Here is a 21438-nt window from a genome sequence, read left to right as displayed (position 1 = left end):
ACTGACGGAACGACCGTGCTATCATTCGATCGATTTTTCCACGAAGCCAAGCGTATTGGCGTTTTCGACTAGCGTCCTCACCTTGGCACGATCGAGGCCGCCCGGCACCTCAGCTTCGATTTCAAACCTAAGCTTCACCTGACTATCTGGAAGTGTCGTGAGTTGCTCGACAATCGCTTCGACAACCTGATGGATGTCCCTAGCCGGTCGTTCGGGCGAGATCATGACTGCCCCTATGAATCGGGTTGGCTTTTTCTCTGAAGTAGGTGAGCCCTGCGTTCCTTCTGGTTCACCTTCTGCCTCCAGTGGTGTTCCTCTGGGCTTTTTTGGGCCATCAGTAGTCGATTCAGGTTGCGCAGAAGTCGGTCTGTGTGCTTCGGCAATGTCGGGATTCACGATGACGCTATCACCATCAATGACCACAATAGCATTACTAGCCCGCTCGATCGCCAGGCCCACATATGTATCCGTCTTCTCATCCCATCGCTCAGCATAAGCGAATGGGCCGGGTAACATACCACTGATGGATGCTTGCACGGCTTTAATCAGAACCTCTTGGTTCTTCAGCCGCGGCAGGTAGATGTAGCGATTAATGTATTCCCGCAGATCCTTTAGTGAAAGGTGCGGCTTTCCGTTCCATATATATTTCTGGAGATCGCGATCAAGACGCGATGGTCCCAGCTCGACGAGCAGGCCCTCTTCAGCCACCAGCTTTTTGCTCGCGCGAGTCAGCAATCCGTCTTGCGCTGGAATTTTTCCGGATACCCACTCCCAATCTGCCTGTGCACTCTCCTGAGCAGGATAGTGTAAATAGCACCACGCTTCTTTTAGACGCGTCTTCATTGTCTCGTTGGCTTCGGCAAGCTTTGTTTTGGCGAGTGCACTGTCGCTTTGAGTGAGGTTTAGCCGCTCTGTATCGCGGACAATCTCGCCCCAGGCAAGGAAGGCGCGTACGGCATCTTTCAAATGCTCAAGCTGACGATTTTCCGCAGCGATGAATACCAGCATGTTGCGATAAACGCGAGGCATGCTGCCGCGCTGTGTAAGTATGTCCTTTGCCTCGACGAGTGCTTCGGAACCGTCACGTCCATTATGCGGATACTTGACGCCCAGCACGACGGCACGCACTCCGCCCGATTCATCAGGAACTTCTGACGATGAGGCAGGCGCGACCTGCACGGCATCGAAATGCCCCCGATCGGTAAGCCCGTTCACATATTTGCCAAGTTGCGCATCGATGGTCACGTCGACGAGCGCTGTTTCGATCTGCGCCGCTTTGTCCGCTGCGATACGATTGAGGCTGGCAGACATAGAATACCAATAGCGTCCGAGATCGGCGTGCATAAACTTGGCCTGGTTGGTCAGTCGTCTCAGCGCATCACCGAAGATCGCCGGACGCTCGCCTGGCTGCACGACCCCCAAATTGATCTGCTTGTCATCAAGGCCGGTATTTTGTTGCTGGTGCGTCGGCGCCGTTCCCATGAAGATCGCGCGCGCAACGCGCCTTGTCGCCGAATAACGGTTTAGGTTTGGTGCCGACTGGTCAATCTTGTATGGTGTGGATGCTGTGCCATCAACATCGCCAGCGATGATCGACTGCCAGGTCACATCAAGATAGTGCAGCAACTCCGGTTCCACGCGCGGCGAACTAACCGTAACGCTGCCGGGCATGATCATCACCGAAGGATCGTTGCTCATCCAAAGCTCGTGAATGGTTTGCGCCATCAGACGCAGGACACCGCGTGTGCGCTGGAATTTTTCCAGAGATCCCCAACTCGTATAGAGTTGATCAAACAATTCGGGATGGATGGGATAGGCTTTTATAAGCTTACGCCGGTAGTCCTCATCCGCACAGCCTTGCGGGAAATCGTTGGTATTTTCGCGATATAGTTTGGAAAATTGCTTCAATGTGTTGTCGCGGTGATGAAACTTATCGCCAGGTATTTCCTTAAACAGCCGCCGCCGGACGATCTCGTAGCTCTCTTCCTGACTTGCCGGCCGCCATGAGGATTCCACTCGACTAAAGGTTTGCTTGAGGCGCGCCAGTGCTTCCTGACCGCCTTCACCACCCACCTCAATCTGCGAGGCTGGCAACGAAGCAACCAGCAGCGTACCGGGGCTGGCTTTGACTGCCTCGGTCAGCGACTGGACAAATGAAAGGTTGGCGTCGAACGAGCCAGCCGGCAATCCGTCAACTTTGTAAATTTGGCGCAGATAGGCGACCCATTCGTCAATCAGGATCAGGCAAGGTGCATATGTTTTGAATAGCGCCTCAAGCAGGTTCGATCCCGGCGCGATACCGCTCGCATCGTTCTCGGCGACCATGTCGAAACCGTCCGGCCCGCCAAGCTGCCATGCCAGTTCACCCCAGGTTGTACGGATCTTACGACCACCTTCGGCATTGAGAACATCCTGCGGCCCGCGCGATGTGCCGACTAACACAGCGCGTTTGATGTCTTTCGGAACGCTCAACCCCTGCTTGTCCAGCAACTGGTCGAGCCCAGACAAATCATGGGCCGGGATCGGGCCGGCCATGTGGTAGAGCGCTAGCATTGAGTGCGTCTTACCGCCGCCGAAATTCGTCTGCAGTTCGACGACCGGATCGCCGCCGGTACCTGAGAGCCGCCGAGCCGCTCCAATTAGAAGCGCGCTAAGACCTTCGGTCAGATAGGTCCGGCTGAAAAACTGCTTCGGATCGCGATACTCAGCCGGTGCGCTGCCTGAATATACTTTGGCAAGGTCGGCGGCGAACTCGGCTTGCTGGAACTCGCCAGTAGCGACATCCTGATGTGGCTCGACCACCTCACGCCATGGCAAAAGCCCTGCCACAGTCTCAACCGAAATGTCGAGGCGCTGGGTTTTCCGTCGTTCCTCATTGCGCTGAAGCTCGGTGAACTTTGTGCGCAGGATCGTGTCACGCATCTTACCGAGTTGCTCCGCCGCCTCCCCAGCGCTGATCGCCTCCATCAGGCGGCGCATGGAATCGAGCGCACGTTCGGCATCATCGTACGTGAAGGTCTCGTTATGCGAGAGCTTGTTGCGGACATCACCCAGCTCGTTGACCAACGAGCGTTCGGCGCGGCCAAGGACCGCCTTGAATGCTTCGCTCCAAAACCGGTCCATCGCATTGAACAGCGCGGCCTGATCCCAACCAATCTCACCATTGCTGCTGGGGCGCAGGTTCGGCAGTTTTTCAAGAACCTGGACCTGCCAGTATCCTTTGAGGGAGGTTTCTAACCTCTTTTCGACGAAGGGGATTAATGCTGCCGGGAGCAACTCCATCCCTTCAAATACAGATTGACGCGTGCTTTTTGCCACGTTCCGTTCCCCCTCAAATGTCCAGCCGGATCTGACGATCGCCGCTGGTATCGTGGATAGCCGCAGCCGCATTCGTCAGTTCGGCCCAGTCGGCGATCAGAGCGTTATAGGCGGTCGCCTCCTTCGCATCCTTTCGCTTGTTGGCGCTGATGTCATAAAGACAATAGGCCAGATCCTTCACAGCCTCGGCCTGGCTCCCGATCTTCTTCAGTAACACGGCCGTATCATGCGAAATGCCATCCTTCTCATGTGACTTGACGAGGTGCTGGAGGCACTCCCACACCGTCAAGTGGTCATCCCTTTCCGGGTCCCAATTTTCATCGAGTTCGTCGCGTGTCAGGATACGAACCTTGCCGGCTGCGCTTTCGACAATCCCTGCGTGCTTGATGCTTTCGACCGAGATGCCACGGGCACGGGCAAGGTTGTCGGCCACGCCATAGTCCCCTTTGCCGTTTCCGTTTTGCTCGAACCAGGTAATCGCAAAGCGCGTGTCGGGATCGAATTCTCCCTGAATGCCGCCAAGATATTCGTCGAGTTCTCTATTGATGAGTTGAAGCGCAGTCTTCACGCTCATAGGACTGTCATCGGATTCCAGTACCGCCTTGTAGCGCGAAAAGACGCCCATACCGGGCCCGATGGCTGATTGCGGCATGTCGGCCGGGGCAATGTTGGCAGCCTGAAGTTCGGCAATGGCAGGCGGCAGTTCTCGCTTAAGGGCACGGATGAATTCTGCCCGCGTGATGACCTCTGCCGTGGAAGCCTTTTTGCGACATACGAGAACCACCGAGGTCGCAAGTGCGTTAGCGCCCACACTGATCGTTCGCCCCGCGCGTTCAGTGCGGACAGGCCAGGTTCCTACAACGGAGAGACCCGAAAAAATTACGGCTTCAAGGAAGGTTGCCCAACCCGATGACGTCAGGCCCTCTTCAGATACCTCACTTTGTTTGAATGCATAATAAATAGTAGCAGGAAGATCGCTGTTTACTTGAGTAACGATATTTGAAAATGCCTCCGACATTCCATTTAGAAAATAATCTTCCGCGGCTCGGCGGTTTTTATGCCGATGCGGCATTGCGACCAACTCATCCGATTTAGGAACCGCTATAGTCGAAAATATTTCCGGAAAAATGTCACCGACCGACTTCTTCAACCATACATAAAAATAGTCGGATAGATCCGCATATCCGATGTTGTCATAGTATGGCGGGTCGGTCGAAAGGCTGCTTGCAGATGGTAATACTGTAAAACGGGCATCCGCTTGATTCACGCTGCCGGTGCCGATTGCAGGAAGTTCGGATAGGGCTTTGACCACCCAATCAACAGCTCCTCCAAAATTCCCTGTAGATGAACTGAACACATTGCATTCGGCAAAATCCCATGTCATTGCGATTGCTTGGCGGGCGAAAGTAAACCTTATGAAGCCACTCGTTGCCCAAGTAGCAATCGTACTCCAGGCGTCTGCACATCTATCAATTGCGCAAGCAAGATAAACGCGAACGGCATTAGCGTAATTCTCCGGATCAATCGCATCGATGGTGTTGCCTGTAATCAAGTCTTCAAGAATTTTTTCTTTCAGCTCCTTCGCAACATCCACAAATGTGGTCAGAGCGATTGCTTGACGATCCGTAAAGGCATCTCCCCAGGTTGTCATGCCATACATCGGCAATCGATCAACCTCATGAGAAGGTGTCGTAACTAACTCCTCTGGCAGCCATTTTGGCTTCTCAAGGAACGCCGTTTTTTCCATATCAGCTGTTGGCGAAATGAACACACGTCCTCGCGTGCCTTCCACCACGACCGCCATGAGCCGCTGACCCAAGCCACTCTTTCGGGCCATTTCTCTGATATAATTGAGCGGCATTGCAGTGTTTGAGACAAGACACCGGCCGCCCTGCCTGCTGACAGTGCCCGCAAGCTTGGTAGCGTCGGGTAAACCACCAGTCCGCACTTGAAAAGTGTATTGTTTGCCGCTCACAACCGGCTCAACCCAAGCGCTGTCGCTCAGTTGAAACGACCGAACCAGCGGAACTTCAACACCTGCAAAGGCCGGGTCCGGACTTGGAACAGTGCGTGCCCAAATCCATGCAACAACGGTTCCTCTGCCACCGCCAATCTCCTTCGGCAGATCGACCTGCGGGTAGAGATGACCGATGCGCTTCCAGGCCGTCTCGCGCATCCATTCGCCATAGTATTTGACATCTTCGGCGAGGCCCTCGGCGTTGCGATAAAACTGCCTGTCTTTGGCGCCGGGATGGATCGGCTTCATGTCTTTGAATTTCGGCGGTATCTCGATCATCGCCTTACCAATCATCACCGCGACCGGGTTCAGGTCAGACCCATAAGCGGGTAGACCGAGGCGCTGTGCCTCCAACGGGATCGACCCGCCGCCCGAGAACGGATCATAGACCGGCGGCATTTCGCCGCCGCAGCTCTTGCGGATTTCGGCACGGGCGCGCTCCAGCACTTCCTCGTTGGTTGAGTTCTCCCACTTCACCAAGTCCTCAATGACGGCGAACAACCGCTTGCGTTCGGTCTCCTGTGCCTCAAGCGTCGGGAACTTTTCAAGGTCGCTCGACGGATCATCGACAAGCTGGGCGAACAACACCGCCCGGCAAGCCGCTAACGGCCGCCGCGCCCACCACAGATGCAGCGTGGACGGATGCCCATGCCGGATCGACTTCTCTCGTACCGACGCTGCATTGATCGCTTCCAGCGGGATGGCGACTTCGATGAGTTTCTTTTTATAGGGGTGTGTCATGCGAATATCTCGGGGAAAATGTCGACTGGCCAAATTACGGTGGCATTCGGGTTACAAAATATCAGATAAAGTGGCGTGGGAGTTTCTTCAGCCATTATTCCAGAATGCTTCATAAGCATAATTGCACTAATAGCTGAGGGAATACTCACAGCTCCCCGGCGTAACTGATGGCGGATCTGGTATTCTGTTGGACCAAGAAACCTACCCACATAGATTACGCCAAGCGTTGGGGTCCCACTCCGAGACTCAGCCGCAAGTTGCCGCTCTTGCTTGCGGAGAACACGATCCAGAGCGCCAGTAAACTCGAAATCAACGGTATCAATATGTATATGACCTGGCTCTTCGAGAGCGTTTTGGATTTCACAGCTCTTTGCATTGTCCGATAACTCCTTCACTTCGGCAACAATACGTATTCCGTCTGCGTGGATTTCGTAATCAGGACTAGGAGCTTGTGATTCAGAGATTTTCTGGATGTCATAGCCTAAACGCTCTTCACAGACATGCCAGAACAACCCTTCCGAGTGGGTATTCCAAATGGTCGTCATATTGGGCTTCCCGCACGTTCCAACAGGCGTTTCAAGTCAAACTGAATAGCGGTTTCGAGAAATGACGGCTCTCGTTCGACGAGTGGACCACGCACATAGCGCGGGGCTTGCGCAATGCCATTCGTCACGGAAACAATCGCTAGAATAAATTTTTCTGGTTCGTTTAGGGAGGTGATGATCTCTTGCCGTGTGACCATCAGGGAATCTGCCCCGTCAATCCGACCCTTGACCTCGATGAAACGCAGGTGGCCTGATTTCGGATCGTGGGAAGCGATGTCATAACCGATCTTCTGGGCGGAGACGTCAGCCGGTTCGTTGCCCAACGATCGTTCGGCCGCCATGACTGCGTCCATTGCCGCAAGCTCAATTGCCCGACGCGCAGCTGGATCTACCGCGAAATGGTCCGGTATGCTTGGTGCCTGCCGTGCTTCAAGCAGCCCACGCGGGATAACGACCATACCGCCCCGTACCCGCGGCGGTTGCGATGAGATGAATCGCTCCCGCTCAAGCTGGTCCATACGACGCTTCTGCCGATCCGCCAGTTCTTCGGCCCGGCGCTGCGCGTTCTGCCAGTTCACGCGCGTTTTCTTGCCGGCACGTTCCTCTTCCTTTAGCTCGAAGGCGCGTGAGTCCCAGTAGTTGATCTCTTTCTTGAGCCGTGCGCGAACCTCCTGCTCGACCTTCTCGATCTCCGGCAAACGCCGAGCCTTAACTTCGGCGACATGGCGCTGGGCCAGTTCGACCGTCGCAAACCGGATAGCTGCCTTTTCAAGATCGGTGGTCAGCCAACTCTCGTCAAGAAGATCACGCACACAGGCGACCTCTTCCGGCTGAGCTGGTCGCAGATTCAAATGAGGCGCGATTCCAGCATTAACAGTGTCTCCTGCCTTGTCGATGGCTACGAACTGAAGCCGCTGCGAAATAACATGCGGCTTGCCTGCACTGGTGACACGTCCGTCCTGGACCGTATGCTCAAGCAGAAAAATTGCCGATAGCGCGTCGCCTGCGTCGGTGTCGTCTACCAGGATCGCCCCTTGCCGCATGATCTGCTCATACTGCTCGCGGATTAGACTGATTACCGCTTCGAGCAACGGATGGCCGGGACAGACGAAGGCTGCGACGGGCTGCTGGTTGATCTTATCCTTCTCGAAGCATATCCGCTCATACTGAGTTTGAAGCGGCGCACCTGTTCCGATCTGGCGATCCCGCTCGCGGATACGCACCGGAACATGAGTGATTTCCCAACGTCCATCCTCGCGACGCTTGATCCGGCCACCCAGATTCTGAAACGCCTCGACGAAAAAGCTCTGGATGTGATGCGGTTGTAGGCGCAGCGCCTCGGCGCGTTCCATTTCGAGCCTCAGCTCCTCGACCTTCGCCTCCGGCATCGCGTCGTTGGTAAGAGCGCGGCGCCGCAGCAGTTCGAGTAGGTGCCCTTGATCGACCGCACCATCAACCTGTTGGAAAAGACGCGCTTTCACGTCCTCCTGCTCGCCATACTGGATCGCCTCGAACAGCAAATCCTTCAGTGCTACCCCTTCAAACAATTCGCCAAGCACATCGTAAACACGGCCGCCCAGCGCCTCGCGCGCAGCTTCCAGTTTCTCCAGCAATCGCGCATAAACCTCACCCTCACGGGTATCAGCCGCGACGAGATTCCAGAGATGACAGACCTCGGTCTGACCGATGCGATGGATACGGCCGAAGCGCTGCTCAATCTTGTTAGGATTCCATGGCAGATCGTAGTTAACCATGAGATGACCGCGCTGGAGGTTCACACCTTCACCTGCCGCATCATTGGCGATGAGGACCAGCATGTTCTTGTCCTGCATGAAGCGCTCAACGACCTTTCGACGCTCTTCACGCGATACGCCACCGTGGATCACATCCACGGCTTCGGAGGTACCAAGCCGTGCCCGCACCTTGTCGAGTAAATAATGCAACGTGTCCTTGGGTTCTGTGAAAATGATCAGCTTGCGGCGATTACCTGCCGCGTCCATCATCAAATCGTCGTCAAGAATACGATTGAGCTGGCTCCATTTCGTGTCCACGCCAGAGCGCAGCACGCCGAGCGCCATCGTCTCAAGCCCTTTCAGTGTCTCGACTTCCAAGGCAAGTTGCTCGACTGTCTCTGCCGTCGTCGCGCCTGTCGAAATCAGATCTTCAAGCTCGTCGATCTCTTCCTGGCCATACTCCTCTATGTTCCGCAGCATGTCAGAGTTAATGGCCACCTCGGTTCCGCTCCGGCGATACTTTGCAGCAAGGCGTGCTTCGCCAAGTTCGTTTTCCAGTCGTTCCCGACGGCGCTTGAGTGATTGGTAGATGGCGGCCGGCGATGAAGCGAGACGTCGTTGAAGAATTTGCAAGGCAAAGCCGATATTGTTGCGCTTTTTCCCGTCACCCTCAGCAAAGCGCTGCACACGGTTCATCTCGGTGCGAACATATTCGGTGACGGCGGTGTAAAGCGCGGCTTCTCCTTCCGATAGCTGATACTTGACCGTACGTGCCCGCCGCTCTGGGAAGAGCGGGCGGCCATCGAACTTGAGCAGTTCCTCCTTGGTCAGCCGCCGCATCATGTCTTCGGTATCGGCATAGTGAACACCATCACGGAACCGCCCCTCGAACCGATCGCTGTCGAGAAGAGCCATGAAGAGCTGAAAATCCTCTTCCTTGCCATTATGCGGTGTCGCCGACATCAACAGCAGGTGGCGGCAGACTTGGCCGAGCTTTTGGCCGACCTGATAACGCCGCGTATATTTGACCTCTCCGCCAAAATAAGTAGCCGACATGCGATGAGCTTCGTCGCAGATAATCAGATCCCATTCGGGCGCACTCATGAGCTTGTCTTGAAGCTCCTCATTGCGCGCCAACATGTCGAGACGGACTATCAGCCGATCTCGGTCACTAAAGGGATTGCCCGATCGCGCATTCTCGATCATCTCGCGGGAAAGGATATCGAACTCAAGATTGAACTTCTGACCGAGTTCGTCTTGCCACTGCTCAACTAGGCTGCCCGGTGCAACAATGAGACAACGCTCCAGATCGCTACGGGCGATCAATTCCTTCATCAGCAGTCCGGCCATAATCGTCTTACCTGCCCCGGGATCGTCGGCGAGGAGAAAGCGAAGAGGCTGGCGAGGCAGCATCTCACCGTAGACCGCTGATATCTGGTGCGGTAAAGGATCGATCAGACTGGTATGGATCGCCAGATACGGATCGAAATAGTACGCCAGTTTGATACGATTGGCTTCCGTTACCAAGCGCAGCAGGGCACCATCCGCATCGAACGACCAAGGCCGACCGTTCTTTTCGATCTCAAGACGATGTTCGTCATCCCGATAAAGAACAGCATCAGCCACTGTCCCATGATGATCGCGATAAACGACATTGATAGCCTGATCGCCGATCCAATCCACAGACAAGATCTGCACGGCCTGCGACGAAGCAATACCCCGCACTGATGCGCCATTCTTGACGTCTTCGAGCCTTGCCGCCATCCGCCGACATTTCCTTTCCGCCCATTCACAGTTGAAAACCCGCCTTGTCTAAAGCGGCCTCTGTTTCCTTGCGATTTAATGTCACGATATGCTGTGTGTAAGCATTCTGCTTGGCTGCATCACCGAGTAGGCCAAGTCTCTTCAAAACGTAGAACAGCATCGCGTAGCGAACCGACATGACGCCATTGCCCTGATCCAAGCCGTAATCCTTGGCAACAACCTTTTTCTGACTTTCAGTCAGAGCAGGATGCGGGCCGATGATCACATCGAAATAATTGTTCCAAAACCAGTCCTGCTCACCGGTCGCGCCAGGCGTGCCGGTCGCGCCGACCTTCAGAATACGCGGCAGAAGGAAGTCTTTGAACTTATGCTCAAGGTGGCAATAGGCCCGGACATGCCAGCGAAAACCATCATAGCCAAAGGCGTGCGGTGTGATCCTGCGCCAGATCGGGTCAGGACGCATCTTGTTCATCGACTGGTAGAAAACCTCGACGGACATATCTTTGCGGACTGCGTTGAGAATCTTGCGGAAGACCTCGATGTCGATGTCCCGTTTAGGCGTTAGGGCCACGTCGGCGCCTGGAAACGCCGCGATCCAGGAATCATGGAAGGGGGTAGCATCTTCGGCCACAGAGCGAAGCTGTCGGAGGTAGACATAAGGATCAGGGTCGAGAAAACGCAGGACGAATTTTTCAACAGCGACATAGCGTTTACCGCGCGTATCATACTCCATATTGCCCGGCGCTCGCTCCTGGTAGAGCGTCAGATCCTTTGACGCCTGAGGAACTGATACGCTGAAAAATTCGACAATATCGGCACGGTTGATGGAGCCCTCCCAGAAGAGGCGGAACTCAATAAACTCAAGCCTCTGCTCGACACCCCAGCGCACAAACAATCTCTTTCGAATACAAACTATATGGGCTCTTACAATGATACGTATAGTTTATACACTAACCATCTTCGAGAAATCAATAGCTACGGGATCGCACAGCCGATAGATATCGGCGCAGTCTTTTTTACCTGTTCTGAAAGACCTTAACTGACGACACGCCATAAACTGTCAGGTAAGAGTTTTTTATGCGAGCGTCAGCTTTCTGATGATTAAATTATTAACAGCCGACATTCCGGTTTCGCCTCTTCTCGGACATAGGAAGTTTCAAACCGCACTCCGTATAATGGACATTCGACAAAGGGTTCCTTGACACGCTGCCCCAAGGGCAAGCAGCTACCTTGCCCAATCGGTAGCATAGCGGCAACTCTCAGCCCGGAAATACCTTCGAATACCACTTAACACCAATCGATATGTCCTGTAACGTTCTGAAAAACACAAGGATGTATAATGACCATTTCGTTTGATCTTTCCCCCGAGTTGATGAGTAATCCAGTCATTACTGTCGACCTAAAAAAACTGTTTGATGTTATAAAGTCAGGATTTGATTATTATACCGATACAAATGGAAAAGTGGTTTTTGCCGATGAAGGAAAACTTTGTGACCCAGACCACGCAAGGAGGGTGGCGGAGACCAGATTTCTCAGAGTATCTAAGCAATTAAGAGAAGAAAAACGAACGCATTGCCCAACTTTAAAAGTAGAAGACGGGAAAATAATACTTTGCGATGGAAGAAATAGAGTGGCTGCTTTAATAGCGGCAGGCTATGAAAACGTGGAAGTTGTTTTAACAAGTCCACATTACAACCCTGATTACGATTTTAAACAGGATATCGTTTTTGTTAAAAATTCAATCGGTGCGTGACCCGTTTCCGAATTGACGGGGGTGTCCGCTGCACAAGTCTGTGAGCTTAAATGCGGACAGTCCGGCTCCCCCCCCCCTAACCGGACAGGCTGCAATCGCCTCATAAGCGACATCAGGTAATCAAGACTTGCTTTCCAGAAGCGGACATTCTGCCCCCCCAAACAGGCGACTGCCAACATAATATTAATATCCAATTTCACAGTTTTGAAAAATTATATACTTATATTATGTATAATTTTTCCATTAAATTATGCCATTAATTACGTGCATAAAAAAATACATAAAAATTATTATCCGACTTGAATATCTTTAAGTCCACGCCCATTTTTACTGCACGAAATGTAATGGGGGCTCTTTTAGAGCAGCGGCGAGGATTACAGTATATGACGGCACATATGAAGTTCTTCCCAACAGGAAATGCGGACACGACTTTCATTCAGCTCGCAAATAATCATGTAATCCTCATGGATTATGCGCATATGCGCAACGAAAACGATTCGACCGACAAGCGAATTGATCTCCCGACAGCCATTCGGGAAGCATTGGACGAAGCCGGTCAAGAGTCTTTCCGCGTCGTGGCTTTTACGCATCTTGACAAGGACCATGTCCATCGTGCCAGTGAGTTTTTTTGGTTAGAACATGCCGAAAAATATCAAGGATCTGATCGTATTAAGATTGATGAACTCTGGGTTCCTGCCGGAGTTCTGACCGAGGAATCTCTTGACAATGATGCGCGTATAATCAGACAGGAAGCACGACACCGCCTGAAGCAAGGTAAGGGAATAAAGGTGTTCTCCCGTCCGGAAGCTCTCAGATCCTACCTGGAAGAAAACGGTCTTACACTCGATGCGCGTGCACACTGCATTGTTGATGCAGGTGGATTAGTTCCAGGATTTAATAAATGGGGCGAAGAGGCTGTCGAATTTTTTGTCCACAGTCCATTTGCATGGCGGACCGATGAAGGCCTCAGCGATCGGAATCAAGGGTCGATCGTTGTGCAAATGACGTTGCGCGAAGGAGGCCAGGAATCATATGTCCTCCTCGGTGCTGATATCGATCATGAATGCCTATCACAGATCGTGCGTACCAGCCGAAGACATGGTAATGAGGACCGGCTTCATTGGGATGTTCTGAAACTTTTCCACCACTGCTCATACCTTTCTTTGTCACCAGAGAAGGGCGAGGACATTACCGAGCCTGTTGAGGATGTTAAATGGCTTTTTGAAAAATTGGCTCGGCAGAATGAAATCATCGTCTCGCCAAGTAAGCCAATCCCGGTGAAGGGGACTGAAGCCGATAAGGATAAGCAGCCACCACATCGACAGGCTGCAAACTATTACCGGAAGATTATCAAAGATTCGAATGGCAAGTTCCTTGTCACTATGGAAACACCGAGCGAATTTCGACCGAAACTGCTACATCTAAAGATTACCGCACAAGGTGTCGCTGTCATGCTTGCATCTGTAGCGACAGCCACCAGTATTGCGGCATCGACGCCAACAAGAGCCGGTAGGAACGGATGAAGGCATGTATTGGCAGCCAAAGGGGTCGGAAACCATAGCTGTGCGGGAGCTCGCTAATCCTTTGGCGAAAGCGCTTTGCGACTATATCGTGGGACCAGGAGAAGATTATACCACTCTTGGTGAGTGTCGGCGGTTCAAAGAGTTAGATATTGTTTCTTTCGATCTCGTGGTGGAGAGACCCCAACGACCGGTTTATGATATCCGCTCAGTTGAATCGCTGACGGTATGTTTCTCGCGTTCCCAATCTATGCCGTTCGCGGTGCTAATCGCTCGTCCAGATTTTCCTGATACTCCGCATCAGAATTTAATGCCTGAGGGATTGCCCGCATGTATTTGTATCGATGATCGACCTTGGCAGGACGTTCGAGGCTTCTACACTGCTGCAGAGTTGCTGGGACGTCTGAGCGCATGGTTTGAAAAAGCTTGCCAAGGTGAACTCCATGGAGTTGGACAGACCTTCGACCCGCTTTTTATGCCGGAAAACTCGACGCAGATCATCCTGAAAAATGACTTCTGCGAGGCTGCCCGCCAGAATAATAGCCTGTTTATCTGGAGCATTGATCAGGATTGCCGTTACATTTTTATTGGAGGATCAAGGCCGTCCACTGTTAAAGGCAATGATGTCGAACTAACAGTCCTGCATTACGCGGTCCAGCCACAACAAATGAAGCGGATGAAGCGTGCTCCGCGTGACCTTAGGCAATTATCCGACTTCCTTCTGCAAGGAGGTGTCGATTTCTCCCAATCGCTTCAAGAAAGCATCAATAATTGGGTAAGGGAGCGGCAAGGTGTCATAGATAGGAAGTCAATCATTTGCTTCCTAGTGACCGTTCCGCAGATTGATCCAGCAACTAATGGGATCGGAGCGACTGAAACGGTCGCGTTTGTAACGTCGTCGAGTATGGGTGATATTGGAGAAAAGATGGGTTTGCTGCATCGGAATACTTCTGGTGAGGCGAAAGAATTTAAATTCGTCGGCAGCATAGGTGCTAATCTGTCGATGGACGGAGTGAATGACATTCCGGTATCCATGTCGTTTGTCCATAAAGAATTCGATGCCATCGGCGCGGCTTATCTGTCTGGAGAGCCAGAGGCGGACGAACGTCGAATATTGATGATTGGGGCCGGCTCAGCTGGATCGGCAATTTCAGAAATACTTGTTCGGCAGGGTCTCTTCAAGTGGACGATCGTAGATGATGATATGCTACTTCCCCACAACGTGGTAAGACACACGCTCAATAACCAGTCAGTGGGTAGAAGCAAGGCAATTGAGTTATCAAGTAACCTCGCGGAAGTGCGAGCAGATATTGATGCCCGTATAATTGTGGACAATGTTCTCACGCCAACAGATCGGACTGCGCTGAATCAGCAGATCGATGATGCTGATCTCATCTTTGACGTTTCTGCATCGGTACCCGTCTCCCGTTGGGCCTCCGACTTACCCAATACAGCGCGTCGTCTTTGCGCATTTTTTACGCCTAATGGAAAATCTGCAATTCTCATGATCGAAGATGAAGCGCGGACTTCGAAGCTTCGTGATCTTGAGGCCATATACCTGCGAGAAATTCTCCAAAATCCGTCCTTTGCCAATCATCTCGGTCCGGTCGACAGGATGCAATATTCTGGAGCGTGTAGAGCGCTTACGAACCGGATCCCGATGGCGTCAATCCAAATACTTTCAGGACTGATTGCCAATGGAATTGCATCCGGTGTTAGGTCTCCTGAGGCAACTGTCAAAATTTGGACAATGACCGAAGACGAAATTAGGACGACCGTAGTGTCGGATACCACGACTACGACGAAGGTGGCGGGATGGACGGTCGTTATATCCACCTCGTTGAAGAAAGAACTTCAACAACGTCGATCAACAGCGTTACCATCGGAGACTGGTGGAGTGCTAATGGGTATGTTCGACTGCGACCTTCGCCGTATTGATGTCGTTGGTACGTTGCCTCCCCCTAGCGACAGCGTCGGTACGCAGATAACATTTACACGTGGCGTGTTCCGACTGAAAGCTGATATTGAGGCAGCGGCTGCCCGAACAGGAAACCAGATCCGATATATCGGTGAGTGGCACTCTCACCCGGTCGGCCGATCCTCGCATCCGAGTAGTACAGATATTGCACAAATCAAACAATTACAAAATGCGATGTCACTCGATGGTCTGCCGGCTGTGTCATTGATTCTCGCAGAGAACGATATGTCGATTCTTGTGCGCGGAACAGGAAAATCGGCGGGTGGATAATGTTCTAGATGGGCAAAGACTGGGATTGGCCCTATCAGGAGGTGGAGTGCGCGCGGCTGTGTTCCATCTCGGTGTCCTTTATCATCTAGCACAACAAGACCGGCTAGAAGAAGTGACCCAAATTTCAACAGTTTCTGGCGGTAGCCTAATCATAGGAGCCATTTTCTCTCACGCAAATGCCACGTGGCCAACCTCGATGCAATTCCTAGATGAGGTATATCCAGCGCTTCGTGATAAGCTTACGGCAGGCGATTTGTTTAGTCTGGCAGCTTTGGGGTGGCGCGGAGTTATCCGAGAAAACTTTCAGATATTGTTCCGAAGAGCTGAGATCCTTGCAAGGCTTCTCGAAACTCGATGGGGAGTGAAGGGGTCCGTTAAGGATTTACCCGAAGTACCAAAATGGCATATTAACACGACCTGTTATGAGACAGGTAAGAATTGGCGTTTCTCCAAAACAATGATGGGCGATTGGAAGTTCGGACGGCACTTTACTCCAGATATACCAGTGGCGAAGGCCATTGCGGCATCAGCAGCCGTTCCATACGTGATCGGCGCTCTCCGGCTCGACTTACCAGAATACGGTTGGTGGAGAACTGATCCGGCGACGAAAGAGCCGTTGGAGAAGGTCTGCCTACCAAATCCTCGCGTTCGGCTGTGGGACGGTGGGGTATATGAAAATATGGGCTTGGAAGCCCTCTACAAGCCTAGCATAGGCCTTGAAGGCTGCGATTTTCTCATTTGTAGTGATGCTTCTGGTCCTTTGAATGCACCGCAGCCTGTTTCGGCACTTGGAACTTTCTTTGGAAAACTGAACTCCCCGCGTCTTTTCGATATTGCTAGCGATCAGATACGAGCACTTCGCTCACGGATGTTGGTCAGATCCATCGCTCGTGGAGAGGTAAAGGCGGTATTGCTCCGAATGGGTACGTCAATGCGACAACTCGGGCTAGATGTTAAAACTATTAAGGGTAGGCTTTCGGATATTCAATGTGCATCTTCGCTGAACTACCCGACTAATCTAACTCGCATATCAGAGGATAATTTCGACCTCATTTCGCGCCATGGTGCGGAAGTGTGTGAGGTAATATTGAAGCGCTACAATCTTCCGAAAGCGAATTAAATCGGTTTCGACGGGTAAGTCATTTCCTGAACAGCTCAATTGATAAGTGGAGTGTCTACTTTTTTCCCAAATCTGTTTATGGAAATTGACGTGCTGACGTGCCCCCCGAAAATGTAACCATTTAAAAGTAGAGTCCGATCGAGAAGGATACGGACGGATGAAACGCAGTCGTTTTACGGAAGAGCAGATCATAGGGGTGCTGAAGGAACAGGAGGCTGGGCTCAAGGTCACTGATCTTTGCCGCAAACACGGGATCAGTGATGCGACGTTTTACAAATGGAAGACCCGCTATGGTGGCCTTGAGGTATCTGAGGCCAAACGGCTGAAGGCGTTGGAAGATGAAAACAGCCGCCTGAAACGTCTTCTGGCGGATGCGATGCCGGATAATGCGGCACTGAAGGAAATTGTTGGAAAAAAGTGGTGACGCCTGTCGCGAAACGGCAGGCGGTCCGACATATTCAGGAAGCTCTGGAATTGAGTGAACGCCGTGCCTGTGCGCTTGTTGGTGTCGCCAGGCGTGTTGTGCGGTATGTTTCCTCCCGGGCAGATGATGCTGCCCTGCGCCAGCGCCTGCGGGATCTGGCGGCCCAGCGACGCCGCTTTGGATACCGCCGCCTGGGCTGTCTTCTGGCGCGGGAAGGGTTCAGCCTCAATCACAAGAAGCTGTTCCGCCTTTACCAGGAAGAGGGGCTGAAAGTCCGCCACCGGGGTGGCCGCAAGAGGGCACTGGGGACGCGTTCTCCCATGACCATCCCTCAGGAACCCGGGCAGCGCCGGAGCCTGGATTTTGTCTCGGATGCCCTGATCTGTGGCCGCCGGTTCCGCATTCTGGCTGTTATCGACGATTTCAGTCGCAAGAACCTGGCATTGGTTGCCGACACGTCATTATCAGGTGGACGTGTGGCGCGGGAACTGACGGCCCTGGTGGAGCGATATGGCAAGCCCCTCATGATTGTCAGCGACAACGGTACGGAGTTCACATCCCATGCCATCCTGAAATGGGCGGATGAGATGAAGATCGAATGGCATTATATCGCCCCGGGGAAACCGCAGCAGAACGGGTTTGTCGAAAGTTTCAACGGCCGATTGAGGGATGAATGCCTCAACGAAACGCTGTTCACCTCCCTCAGCCATGCCCGACAGGTTCTGGCTGACTGGCGGGAAGACTACAATACGGTGCGTCCCCATTCCCAACTGGATGGCAGGACACCGGATCAGATCGCCAGACAAGGGTCTCGGGGGCATGCCCCCGAGACCCTTGTCATCCCATCAACCCCAAGCCATAAAAAACGGGAACTCTCCTTTTGAGTGGATACAAAAAGGGGGGCACGTCACTTTTAATCAACCAAAATGAAAAACTTCTATCCAATAAACCCGAATACTCGATATATGCTGGAAGGATTTTCATCCACGCGCACGAACTGAAGTGCTTTAATTAACCCAACTTGGTGTTGAACTTCAATTCCAGGGTGGCCATGGATATTCGGACCAACAGCCGCAATTGCTGCATGGCAGTTTGGAAATGACGAAAGAATAGTTGGGTCAAAGCTAAGATCAGATCCATGGTGTGGTAAGCTGATTTGTCCGACAATATCAGAATATAATGAGTAAAACTCCACCATCTTTTTACAGCGCTTCGATATTGTCTTTGCATTTTTAGATTTCGAACAATCATAATCCCCCATTGAAATCCAGCCTGGTTGAACGGCTCTACGAATAAAATGTCCAACCCATGCGGTATTATGAATTTTTTTACTTCTATATGTAAATGGCCCAGAGTATAAAACTAGTGAGGTCTTATTATGCGCTTTTATGATGGAGTCATAACATGCGCGAAGTTGCATACGTCCAGTATGCGTTCTTGCCTTAGCAGCGTAATCAGGAAGAGTGAGGCCGGAACCGAATGCTTTAATGAGTTCGGAGCGGAAACGTTTCAGATTTTTTGACGATACTTGAAAAGAAAAGGGCGATAAAATCCAATTTATAGTGTGCGTTCCCCGAATAATAGTAGCTATGGCCCCTTTGGGGACTAAATAGACATTGGCGCGATCTAAATCTTTATCCGAAATAGGTTTGGAAGAAATATCTTCACTACGAGTCCATACCAGTTCCATTTGTGAGCCAATATCTTCGTCCCCCGTTTCATGGGGAGAAGGTGTCACTGGATCGGGCTTTAAAATGGTATCATCATCTTCATTCTCACACTCCACATATGTTAATTTGCGGACTCCACGAGTTCCAAACCACACTTCAGGCTCTTCAACTAAGTCAATAAACGTGTCTGCTATATTGCCGCCTGCTATAGCAGCAGCCAAGTGGAATAGCCAGTTGTCGTCGCTCAAATAAGGCAATACAACTTCGTCCACGTGACATGTCTTTAGAAGTAAATCAACACCATTCACGTGATCATTGTCGAGGTGAGAGAGAAATAAAGCATTAAAGTTAGAGTGAGGTAAGGCTTTAATTTCTCTATGCAAGGACAGCGCTTGATTTGATCCGCAATCAAAAATCCAAGAAAATAAAACTTTATTTTTATTTTCATATATATAATTTTTTTGGAAACCACCTTGACCTACAGGATTCTGGTATTGATCAAAATAAAATTTAGACACTAATTTTTCTCCTTATTGAAATTTGGTATTTATTTAATAAAATTGCGAGTATGGATTTTTATCACAATGGACTCTATTGCGCAAAAAAACAGGAGAAACTACAGTTTGTTGATTGCTATTTAATCATTCCCGTTCTGGGGCGTTGAAAAAGTCGGTCTTCCGGACATTCCGTAGCCCCCAATTGGCTCATGATTAACCATGCGCGAAATACGCCTATTTGGTAGGATGCCGTAACACCTTCGTTGCCGCATCACCAGAGGACAATGTCCCCGTGATGTAGCGCGCGGCGCGTTCAATGTCCGGGAACATGGTCTTTTCATTGATACCAAGTTTGTCAAGTTCCTTGAGAAGGTCCCCTTTGGCACCCGCAGGAATGACGATATGCTCAACTTTAATTTTGTCTAAAGAATTTGACTTGATTTCTTCGTCCAAGCCGAAGGCAAAAAACGCCCCCGCCTGTGCGAGAATGCGCTTATTGTTCTGCTTAGGCTTCACTAGGACGATCGAATCCAGATCGCTAGGCTCGATCTCATCGAGAAAGCCGTTCTTTTCCTGCCTCACAAAATGAAGCAGCCTTTTGATGGGCGTGCTTTGATTGAACTCTTCTAGCTCTAACCCGGTATCGATCTTGTTCTTATAGGTCCAAGAGAGCCGTGCGAGATTTGTAAGGCAGCTTACGGTATCACTGTCGAAGTATCGCACTCTTCGTTTGAAGGCGCGGAGCATGACGACGTGCCCGTCCATATCCTTTATTCTAGTCTTGCCATTTGAGGCAGGTACGCGCTTCTTAACCGTCTCGCACGCAAAATAGAGCGCTACCATTGGATTCATCGTCACGTCGAGTAGCCGCGTAGGAAGTGAGAAATGCTGCATTCTGACCAACATCTCCAGTGCGCTCGTATCTCGGTCGAAATCTTCGGGATGAGCAGCGATGAGTTCGCGCAATAGGATATGCTCATTTTCGCGCGTCGCCTCCTTGCGGAAAATGGACGGGATCAGTTTGAAATCAGTGCTGCCATGGCCGCGATAGGTTACGACCGCATTTTTCGCGACCGACCAACCAAGGATAATCCTAACGAAATCTGTGACCGATTTGATAGAATTCATGCCTCTTCCCCTGCAACTGAGGCGACTATGATGCCATCTAATGACTTTGTGCAACGTGGCATCGGCACGAACTGCGGGTTCCAATATCTGTATGACGTTTCGAATGACCGAATTGGACTCGTAAAACGCCACATATCACTCACCGTCGAGTTTTGGACGACCTGGTAATCGCCGTCGAGCGCACCAGCATGATGCCCATGATCGGCAGCCGTTATTCACTCTCCGGCCTTCTCGGGTTAGATACGGAGGAAGTGTTCACCGGCTAGGACTGAATCTACGAATGGGTTCGACCGCAAGCCGTCAGTGAAGAACACTTGGATCGAAAGCCCGCTATGGACATTTTCCCGCCGAGACCGGACAGGCGGCTTTCCCCCCCAAGGCCGCCTATTTGCCCAGTAATATGGAACCAGACAAGCGGCAGTCGCCTAGATGTCAGACATTTATAGTTACCCGAAAGGCGACATTGTTTAGCGAGCCGCAGGGACTACCCAAGACCATCCTTATCGCCATCGCACGCCAGCTCCTCGTCATCCTCAATGCCATGATCCAGAAAAGTCAGCCTTGGCAGATCACATGATCATCACAGTTGCCCTATTACTGCCCTTCCGACAAAATTTTAAGGAGGGAAAGGCAGCAAGTTAGTGTCGGTTTAAGAGCCCTTGATCCAGAATCTAACCGTTGAATTTCGTGCTTGCGTCCATCCAGCATCACGCATGGTTCGGGTTAAAGACCGTAGCTGTGCCACGGGCAACGGCCATGTCCGCCCAAGCAAGTTTTCCACAATCAACCGAGATGTGATGCTCTCCGTCTGAACCGCACCCCATGCATCTAGCGCATCCGGAATTCTGCAACTCAACAGATCCTCGAACGCCATTTCAGACTGAGACTGAGACTGAGACTGAGACTGAGACTGAGACTGAGACTGAGACTGAGACTGAGACTGAGACTGAGACTGAGACT

Annotated in this window: 12 protein-coding genes; 5 read left to right on the top strand and 7 right to left on the bottom strand. The window is 51.7% G+C overall.

All coding sequences use genetic code 11. The features are described from left to right. Window positions 1-21: 21 nt before the first annotated feature. From LOC54_RS01175 to LOC54_RS01155, 5 genes are read right to left on the bottom strand one after another with little or no spacing between them, the layout of a single operon-like run. Window positions 22-3318, bottom strand: coding sequence for a DUF499 domain-containing protein (locus LOC54_RS01175; protein ID WP_279311992.1), 3297 nt, complete (start codon window positions 3316-3318; stop codon window positions 22-24). A gap of 13 nt (window positions 3319-3331) precedes the next feature. Then, on the bottom strand, window positions 3332-6076 hold the full coding sequence (locus tag LOC54_RS01170) for a DUF1156 domain-containing protein (protein ID WP_279311991.1): 2745 nt from the start codon (window positions 6074-6076) through the stop codon (window positions 3332-3334). Then, a complete protein-coding gene (locus tag LOC54_RS01165; RefSeq protein ID WP_279311990.1) occupies window positions 6073-6621 on the bottom strand; it encodes a hypothetical protein in 549 nt (182 codons plus the stop codon). Before LOC54_RS01165 ends, LOC54_RS01170 begins: the two co-directional genes overlap by 4 nt. Beyond that, on the bottom strand, window positions 6618-10118 hold the full coding sequence (locus tag LOC54_RS01160; RefSeq protein WP_279311989.1) for a helicase-related protein: 3501 nt from the start codon (window positions 10116-10118) through the stop codon (window positions 6618-6620). The genes LOC54_RS01165 and LOC54_RS01160 overlap by 4 nt, the downstream gene beginning before the upstream one ends. A gap of 25 nt (window positions 10119-10143) precedes the next feature. After that, window positions 10144-11007, bottom strand: a complete 864-nt coding sequence (locus LOC54_RS01155; RefSeq protein WP_279311987.1) for a WYL domain-containing protein — start codon at window positions 11005-11007, stop codon at window positions 10144-10146. Window positions 11008-11457: 450 nt separating this feature from the next. On the opposite strand from LOC54_RS01155, the gene LOC54_RS01150 reads away from it, so the two are divergent. The 5 genes from LOC54_RS01150 to LOC54_RS01130 all read left to right on the top strand — a co-directional run bounded on the left by LOC54_RS01150 (window position 11458) and on the right by LOC54_RS01130 (window position 18067). Next, complete coding sequence (locus LOC54_RS01150; RefSeq protein ID WP_279311986.1) at window positions 11458-11871, top strand: hypothetical protein; 414 nt, start codon at window positions 11458-11460, stop codon at window positions 11869-11871. A 383-nt stretch (window positions 11872-12254) separates the two neighbouring features. Then, window positions 12255-13394, top strand: a complete 1140-nt coding sequence (locus tag LOC54_RS01145; protein ID WP_279311985.1) for a hypothetical protein — start codon at window positions 12255-12257, stop codon at window positions 13392-13394. Window positions 13395-13455: 61 nt separating this feature from the next. After that, window positions 13456-15639 (top strand): ThiF family adenylyltransferase, encoded by a 2184-nt coding sequence (locus LOC54_RS01140; protein WP_279311984.1) that lies wholly within the window; start codon window positions 13456-13458, stop codon window positions 15637-15639. Continuing rightward, window positions 15632-16759 (top strand): patatin-like phospholipase family protein, encoded by a 1128-nt coding sequence (locus LOC54_RS01135; protein WP_279311983.1) that lies wholly within the window; start codon window positions 15632-15634, stop codon window positions 16757-16759. The genes LOC54_RS01140 and LOC54_RS01135 overlap by 8 nt, the downstream gene beginning before the upstream one ends. Window positions 16760-16916: 157 nt before the next feature. Continuing rightward, window positions 16917-18067, top strand: a protein-coding gene (locus LOC54_RS01130) for an IS3 family transposase (RefSeq protein ID WP_279311982.1) whose coding sequence is annotated in 2 segments (ribosomal slippage) — window positions 16917-17175 and window positions 17175-18067 — 1152 coding nt in all. Because the reading frame shifts where the segments join, the coding sequence is not laid out codon by codon here. 53 nt (window positions 18068-18120) lie between these two features. Here LOC54_RS01130 and LOC54_RS01125 read toward each other — a convergent pair. Further along, entirely contained in the window at window positions 18121-19371 is a 1251-nt protein-coding gene (locus LOC54_RS01125; RefSeq protein WP_279311981.1) for an MBL fold metallo-hydrolase, read from the bottom strand. A 213-nt stretch (window positions 19372-19584) separates the two neighbouring features. Next, window positions 19585-20478, bottom strand: coding sequence for an FRG domain-containing protein (locus tag LOC54_RS01120; RefSeq protein ID WP_279311980.1), 894 nt, complete (start codon window positions 20476-20478; stop codon window positions 19585-19587). Window positions 20479-21438 lie beyond the last annotated feature (960 nt).

Origin of the sequence: Acetobacter sp. AN02 (assembly GCF_029759835.1) — a bacterium.
Lineage (GTDB): Bacteria > Pseudomonadota > Alphaproteobacteria > Acetobacterales > Acetobacteraceae > Acetobacter.
Note: the sequence above shows the minus strand (reverse complement) of the source record. Positions and strands in the feature narration are given on the sequence as shown.